The sequence below is a fragment of the Streptomyces sp. SID14515 genome, assembly GCF_010548505.1.
Taxonomy (GTDB): domain Bacteria; phylum Actinomycetota; class Actinomycetes; order Streptomycetales; family Streptomycetaceae; genus Streptomyces; species Streptomyces caviscabies.
The window spans coordinates 40169-46980 of sequence record NZ_JAAGMH010000062.1 but is presented as its reverse complement, the minus strand read 5'-3'; the positions used below and the strand labels follow the sequence as shown (position 1 = coordinate 46980).

Annotated in this window: 6 protein-coding genes and 1 pseudogene; 4 read left to right on the top strand and 3 right to left on the bottom strand. The window is 73.2% G+C overall.

Annotated features, from left to right (window positions below):
* Positions 1–229: DoxX family membrane protein (locus G3I54_RS11490; protein ID WP_164613704.1), on the bottom strand; the 229-nt coding region annotated here is incomplete at its 3' end.
* A 216-nt stretch (positions 230–445) separates the two neighbouring features.
* On the opposite strand from G3I54_RS11490, the gene G3I54_RS11485 reads away from it, so the two are divergent.
* Positions 446–2461, top strand: a complete 2016-nt coding sequence (locus tag G3I54_RS11485) for an NADPH-dependent 2,4-dienoyl-CoA reductase (RefSeq protein ID WP_164613714.1) — start codon at positions 446–448, stop codon at positions 2459–2461.
* A gap of 56 nt (positions 2462–2517) precedes the next feature.
* Positions 2518–3042 (top strand): annotated as a pseudogene (locus G3I54_RS11480) (PadR family transcriptional regulator); the annotation flags it as partial.
* An 18-nt stretch (positions 3043–3060) separates the two neighbouring features.
* Here the strand turns inward: G3I54_RS11480 and G3I54_RS11475 are convergent.
* Positions 3061–4029 (bottom strand): hypothetical protein, encoded by a 969-nt coding sequence (locus G3I54_RS11475; protein ID WP_164613702.1) that lies wholly within the window; start codon positions 4027–4029, stop codon positions 3061–3063.
* On the bottom strand, positions 4026–5003 hold the full coding sequence (locus tag G3I54_RS11470) for a phosphatase PAP2 family protein (protein WP_164613700.1): 978 nt from the start codon (positions 5001–5003) through the stop codon (positions 4026–4028). The genes G3I54_RS11475 and G3I54_RS11470 overlap by 4 nt, the downstream gene beginning before the upstream one ends.
* A 160-nt stretch (positions 5004–5163) precedes the next feature.
* On the opposite strand from G3I54_RS11470, the gene G3I54_RS11465 reads away from it, so the two are divergent.
* Together G3I54_RS11465 and G3I54_RS11460 are read left to right on the top strand one after the other, a co-directional pair.
* Entirely contained in the window at positions 5164–5793 is a 630-nt protein-coding gene (locus G3I54_RS11465; RefSeq protein WP_164613698.1) for a TetR/AcrR family transcriptional regulator, read from the top strand.
* Between the two features lie 203 nt (positions 5794–5996).
* On the top strand, positions 5997–6785 hold the full coding sequence (locus G3I54_RS11460) for an SDR family oxidoreductase (RefSeq protein WP_164613696.1): 789 nt from the start codon (positions 5997–5999) through the stop codon (positions 6783–6785).
* Positions 6786–6812: the final 27 nt, after the last annotated feature.

Below are 6812 nucleotides of genomic sequence, written 5' to 3'. Positions count from 1 at the left end.
CCAGCCCCAGCGCCAGCAGCGCGCCGCCGCCCGCCTCGCCGAGTCCGGCGGCCACGGCGCTGGGCTTGGGCGGGTGGAACCCCATCGCCTCCATGGCGGCGGTGGTGCCCTGGATGCCTCCGCCGCCGAACCAGCCGGCCAGCTTCTGGCTGCCGTGGGCGGCGAGCACCGTGCCGGTGCCGACGCGCAGGGCGAGCAGACCGAGATCACGCCGGTTGACGCAGACCATGAGGACTCCCGGGGTGAGGGGGGTTTGGGTACGGATCCCACTCTCGTCGGCGGCTGCCGGACGGGCGCGGCCGACTACGCCGTACGGGGCACGGACCGGGCGTCCCAAGGGCCGGGGTGCGACGCAGATCATTATGCAACTTGTTGCACAAGGGCTTGGCGGTGGTCTACAACTGACCCGACGACCCTGTGCGGAGGAGACCCCATGAGCGCCCCCCTGAGCCTGTACCCGAACCTGCTGAGCCCGCTGGACCTCGGGTTCACCACCCTTCCCAACCGGGTGCTCATGGGATCGATGCACATCGGTCTGGAGGAGGCCGAGCGCGGCTTCGAGCGGATGGCGGCCTTCTACGCCGAGCGCGCCCGGGGCGGCGTGGGCCTGATGGTCACCGGCGGCATCGCCCCCAGCGAGCGGGCCTGCTCCTTCCCCGGCGGGGCCAAGATGACCACCGAGGCGGAGGCGGAGCAGCACCGGGAGATCACCTCGGCGGTGCACGCGGCCGGTGGCCGGATCGCGATGCAGATCCTGCATTTCGGGCGGTACGCGCACCACCCCGACCTGGTGGCGCCGAGCGCGCTCAAGGCCCCGATCAGCGGGTTCACCCCGAACGCCCTGACCGACGACCAGGTCGAGGAGACCATCGAGGAGTTCGTCCGGGCGGCGGAGCTGGCCCGGTTCGCCGGGTACGACGGCGTCGAGATCATGGGCTCCGAGGGCTATCTGATCAACGAGTTCATCGTCTCCGCGACCAACCACCGCACCGACCGCTGGGGCGGCAGTTACGAGAACCGCATGCGCTTGCCCGTCGAGATCGTGCGCCGGGTCCGCGAGCGGGTCGGCGACGACTTCATCCTGATCTACCGGCTCTCCATGCTGGACCTGGTGCCGGGCGGCTCGACGCTGGAGGAGGTCGTGACGCTCGCGAAGGAGATCGAGGCGGCGGGCGCGACGATCATCAACACCGGCATCGGCTGGCACGAAGCGCGGATCCCGACCATCGCCACCTCCGTGCCGCGCGGCGCGTTCAGCTGGGTGACCGAGAAGGTGCGCGGCGCGGTCTCCGTACCGCTGGTGACGAGCAACCGCATCAACACCCCCGAGGTCGCCGAGGAGATCCTCGCCTCCGGCCGGGCCGACATGGTCTCCATGGCCCGCCCCTTCCTCGCCGACCCGGAGTTCGTCGCGAAGGCGGCGGCGGGCCGGGCCGACGCCATCAACACCTGCATCGGCTGCAACCAGGCCTGCCTGGACCACATCTTCAGCCTCAAGATCACCTCCTGCCTGGTCAATCCGCGCGCCTGCCACGAGACCGAGCTGGTCCTGAGCCCGACCCGGACCCGTAAACGCGTCGCGGTGGTCGGCGCCGGTCCTGCGGGCCTCGCGTGCTCGGTGACGGCGGCCGAGCGAGGGCACGCGGTGACCCTGTTCGACACGGCGGACGAGATCGGCGGGCAGCTGAACGTGGCACGCCGGGTGCCGGGCAAGGAGGAGTTCGACGAGACGCTGCGCTACTTCCGTACGCGGCTGGCGGAGCTGGACGTCGAGGTCCGCCTGTCCACCCGGGCCGACGCCGGAACCCTGGACGGCTTCGACGAGATCGTGCTCGCCACCGGCGTCGAGCCGCGTACCCCGGCGATTCCCGGCACGGACCACCCGAACGTCGTGAGCTACCTGGACGTGCTGCGCGACGGGGCGCCGGTCGGCGACCGGGTCGCGATCGTCGGCGCGGGCGGCATCGGCTTCGACGTCGCGGAGTTCCTGACCGACGGCGGCGACGCGGCGAGCCTGGACTCGGACACGTTCTTCCGGCAGTGGGGCGTGGACACCGCCTACGCGGAGCGCGGCGGGCTGCGCGCCCCCGAGCGTCCGAAGTCGCCGCGCACGGTCCACCTGGTGCAGCGCAGGAGCTCCAAGGTCGGCGCGGGGCTCGGCAAGACGACCGGCTGGATCCACCGCACCGAACTGCGCCACCGGGGCGTCGAGATGATCGCCGGAGCCTCGTACGACCTCATCGACGACGAGGGCCTCCACCTCACCGTCGACGGTGAGCGGCGGGTGCTGCCGGTCGACACGGTGGTGCTGTGCGCGGGCCAGGAACCGCGCCGCGAGCTGTACGAGGAGCTGAGCGCGGGGGCCGTCCCGGTCCATCTGATCGGCGGCGCGGACGTGGCGGCCGAGCTGGACGCGAAGCGGGCCATCCGCCAGGGCACGGAGCTCGCCGCCACGCTCTGATCCCGTCTTCCGGGGAGCCCGTACCGCTGTGCGCCCCCGTCCTTAGGATGCACCCCATGTCACTGCCGCACGCGATCCTCACCGCTCTGCTGGAGAAGCCGTCCTCGGGTCTGGAACTTACCCGCAGGTTCGACCGTTCGATCGGCTACTTCTGGTCCTCGACGCACCAGCAGATCTATCGCGAGCTGGGAAAACTGGAGCAGGCCGGGCGGATCAGGGCGCTGCCCACGGCGGTACCGGCCCGGGGGCAGAAGAAGGAGTACGAGGTTCTGCCCGCGGGCCGCGAGGAACTGGCGGCCTGGGTCGCGCTCCCCGAGGACCCTCGGCCGGTCCGCGATCCGCTGCTGCTGCGGATGCGGGCGGCGGCGGTCGTCGGGGCGGACGGCATGGGCGCGGAACTGCGCCGTCACCTCGCGCTGCACGAACGCCAGCTGGCGGAATACCGGGAGATCGAGGAGCGGAGCTTCACCCCCGCGCCGACGACCGCCGAGGACCGGCTGCGCTATCTGGTGCTGCGGGGCGGCATCGACCTGGAGACGTTCTGGATCGGCTGGCTGACCCGGGCCATCGCGGACCTGGACGACTGGCCGTACGGAGCGTTACGGGTGCGGCGCGCCGCCCGCCCGTACGGCCACAGGTTCCGGGGCGACCGCCAGGCGGGGGCTGCCGATGACGACCCGGGAGGGCACCGGGTCCACCGGGGCGGCGACCGGTTCCTCGGCCGCGTCGCCCTGTTCCGTGTTCCGCGCCTGGGCCCGGCTGAGGAGGATCACCCCGCGCACGGCCGCCGCCGTACCGAGGAGGGCGAGCACCAGGCTGACCGGCCCGCCCTGGAGGCGCTCGCCGAGCAGGGCCAGGCCGATCGCGGCGGCGGCGACCGGGTTGGCGAGGGTGACCACGGCGAGCGGTGCGCCGAGCCCGCCCCGGTAGGCGGTCTGGGACAGCAGCAGGCCGCCCATCGCGAAGGCGGAGACGAGCAGTGCCACCGTCAGCAGCCGCCAGCTGAACAGCGGGCCGCCGGAGTGGTCGGTGACGGCGACGGTGAGGGTCTGGGTGAGCGCGGAGGCGACCCCGGAGGTGATCCCGGAGGCCGCCGCGTGCCGCAGCCCCGGCCGGGCCCCTGGCCGGCCGAGTCCGGCGACGACCGCCATGGTGGCCGCGCCCACGCCGAGCGCCTCGGGGAGGCTGAGGGTCTCGTGCGGGGCGGAGCCGCCCGCGGTCAGGAGCAGGGCCCCGAGGCCGAGCAGGGTCAGGGCGGTGCCCCGCCACTCGACGCGGCCGACCCGGCGTCCGGCCGCGCGCGCCCCGAGCGGGACGGCGACGACGAGCGTGAGCGCGCCGAGCGGCTGGACCAGGGTGAGCGGGCCGTAGTTGAGCGCGGCGACGTGCAGCAGCGCGCCCGCGGCGTTCAGGCCGACCGCCGACCACCAGGCGCCCCGGCCCAGCAGCCGCAGCACGCCGGTGGAGGGGTCGGTGCGGCCGGCCAGCCGGGACTGGGCCACGGCGGCGGCCGCGTAGGCGCCGGCGGAGACGAGGGAGAGCGCTACGGCGAGCAGGGTGGCGTTCATCGCACGGCTCCGGCCCGGGCACGCGCCCGCGATCCGGCGGCGGCAGCACTGGGTTCGAAGGACCGGGGCGGACCGGCCGTCGCACCGGTGGCCGACTCGAAGGCCCCCGGCCCGGAGGCTCCCGGCACGGCGGCCGGAGCGAAGGCCGCAGGCCCTGCCGCGCCACTCGCGTACGCCGGTACGGGAAACCCGTCGCCGCTCCTCCCCCACAGGTCCGGCCGGGGCAGCAGCGCCGGGGCGGTACGGGCGGAGAGCGGCAGCCGGAACGCGGCCAGGGCGACGGCGAGCAGCGCCGCGACGACGATCGCGTCGAGCCAGTAGTGGTTCGCCGTGCCCACCACGACGAGCAGGGTGAGCGCCGGGTGCAGCAGCCACAGCCAGCGCCACCGGGAACGGGTGGCGGCGATCAGTCCGACGGCGACCATCACGGCCCAGCCGACGTGCAGCGAGGGCATCGCGGCGAATTGGTTGGCCATCGTGTCGGTCGCGGGCGTCTGTCCGTACACCGTCGGCCCGTAGACCTGCCCGGTGTCGATCATTCCGGCGACCGGGAGCATCCGGGGCGGGGCGAGCGGGAACAGCAGGTGCAGCACCAGGGCGGCGGCGGTGAGCGCGGCGAGCACGCGGCGCGCCCAGACGTAGTGCCGGGGGCGGCGCCAGTAGAGCCAGACCAGGAAGAGGGCCGTGGCCGGGAAGTGCACGGTGGCGTAGTAGGTGTTCGCCGCATGGATCAGGGGCTGGCCGTGCAGCAGCAGCCCCTGGACCGCGCCCTCGCCGGGAAGGTGCAGGGCGCGTTCGAGGTCCCACACGTTCCCCGCGTTGCGGAACGCCTCCTCGACATGACCGTTGGCGGCCTGGCGGCCGAACTTGTAGGCCAGGAAGAGTCCGGCCACGAGAAGGAACTCGCGGACGAGGGGCGGTCGGGCACGTATGTCCGGCTCCTGGTCCGTGGGCTCGGTGCGGGCGTATGTCACCCGGTGCCCCCTTGGATGCGAAGCGGTGTCAGGACGGCCCGGTGAGATCCACGCCGTATCGATACGCCAGTGTACCGATACGTTGGCGTATCGGTACACGCGCGTATCGGTACACTGGCGTATCGAGAACCTCGCCGCACCGCCGCAGGAGGTAGAACCCATGCCGTCCCCCGATTCCGCACCGGAGTCAGCCCTCGCGTCCCGCCGGTCGAAGATCACACCGGAGCGGGCGCAGGAGCTCTACACGGCGGTGCTGGAACTCTTGCGGGAGAGCGGTTACGAGTCACTGACCATGGAGGGCGTCGCCTCGCGCACGCGCTGCGGGAAGTCGACGCTGTACCGGCAGTGGGGCTCCAAGCCGGAGCTGGTGGTGGCCGCTCTGCACGGCACCCGCCGGATGCGGCTCCCGAACATCGACACCGGGACGCTGGCCGGGGACCTGCTGGCGGCCGCGCGGGCGATCGGCGAGGCCTCGGAGAGCGACACCCCGCTGATGCACGCCCTCAGCCATGCCGCGCTCCAGAGCCCGGAGCTGCTGTGCGCGCTGCGCGAGGCGCTGATCCTGCCGGAGATCGCGGCGATCGACGCGATGGTCCGGCGGGGCCAGGAGCGCGGCGAGATCGCGGCGGACCTTCCGGGGGCCGAGTTCGTGGCGGCCCAGCTGCTCGGCGTGATGCGCGCCCGGCCGCTGCTGGAGGGGCGTTACGCCGACGCGGCGTATCTGACCCGGTTCGTGGAGATGGCGGTTCTCCCGAGCCTCGGACTCACGGCGGGAGCGCCGGAGTCCTGACAGACGTGGACCGGTCCCAGCGGATGGGGACGGTCCACCCGCGCCGCACCGTGGGGACGGGGGCGGCGCACCGCCCGGCCGGCCGGTGACCTCTGCGGAGGTCACCGGCCGCCCGTGTATCCGCACCGCGGCACGGCCCATCCACCTCTCCCCCTATCGCACCTAACAAGCGCTTGGTAGATTCCGGGGCAGGAGGGCCGACCATGGACGACCAGTACCGCGCGACGGACTTCACCGGGCGGGCCGTGCTCGTCACCGGCGGCACCAGGGGACTGGGGGCCGCGATCGCACGGGCCTTCCTCGCGAGCGGCGCGGACGTCATGGTCTGCGGGCGCGGCACACCGGTCGCGCCACCGTCGACGGGCGGGCACGAGGCCGAGTTCCGGGTCGCGGACCTGCGGGATCCGGCGGCGGCGTCCGATCTGGTCGCCGCGACCGCCGAGCGGTTCGGGCGGCTCGATGTGCTGGTGAACAACGCCGGCGGCTCTCCGGACGCCGACGCCGCGACCGTCTCGCCGCGCTTCGTCGAGAAGGTCGTCGCACTCAACCTCCTCGCGCCTTTCTACACGGCCCAGGCGGCGAATCTGGTGATGCGGGAGCAGCCGGACGGCGGATCCGTGGTCAACATCGGCAGCGTCTCCGCCCATGACCCGCAGCCGGGTACCGCCGCCTACTCCGCGGCCAAGGCGGGCCTGCTCGGACTGACCCGGGCACTGGCCCTCGAATGGGCGCCGAAGGTCCGGGTCAACCACATCACGGCGGGCCTCATCCGGACGGAGAGCGCCACCGCGCTGTACGGCGACGACGACGGGGCCGCGGTGGCGGGCATCGTTCCGATGGGGCGCCTGGCGGAACCGGACGATGTGGCCCGGGCCTGCCTCTGGCTGGCCTGCGACCTCTCCTCGTACGTCAACGGCGCCGATCTCGCCGTGCACGGAGGCGGCGAGATCCCGGCCAGGCACGCGGCCGGCCGCCGACCCGCACCCCATTAATAGTCACCTTGACTCTAATACCCCTCT